The 367-nt window shown below is 64.0% G+C and carries 1 protein-coding gene; it reads right to left on the bottom strand.

The window, feature by feature from the left end; all coding sequences use genetic code 11:
* On the bottom strand, nucleotides 1-326 hold a 326-nt coding region (locus tag D0817_RS26870; RefSeq protein ID WP_127341011.1), incomplete at its 3' end, for a YaaA family protein.
* Between the last annotated feature and the right edge of the window lie 41 nt (nucleotides 327-367).

Below are 367 nucleotides of genomic sequence, written 5' to 3'. Positions count from 1 at the left end.
AGGATGCGCACGCTCTCCTGCGCGTAGGCCAGCTGGCGCGGCTTGAGGCTGCGCGCGTCGAAGCCGGCGTAGACGTCGCCGTTGAAGGCCATGCTGGCCTGGCGGCCGTCGGCGGGGCCGGTGTTCCAGCTCGCGTAGCGCGCCACGTTGAGCGCCGAGAGCTTGTCGGAGATGCCCATCAGGGTGCCGAGCTGGTCCGGCGAGTAGGCGCGCAGGGCCTCGATCAGCTCGCTCGAACGGTCGAGGAAATCGGGCGTGCTGTGCAGTTTGGTGGTCGGGGGCGTTTCAAGGTCGAGCGTTTTGGCGGGCGACAGGACAATCAGCATAAAGTTTCAATCAAGCGAACAGGGTATTAAAAAAGTGAACA

Origin of the sequence: Flavobacterium cupreum (genome assembly GCF_003996965.1) — a bacterium.
Classification (GTDB): Bacteria; Bacteroidota; Bacteroidia; order Flavobacteriales; family Flavobacteriaceae; genus Flavobacterium; species Flavobacterium cupreum.
This window is presented reverse-complemented; position numbering and strand designations above follow the sequence as displayed.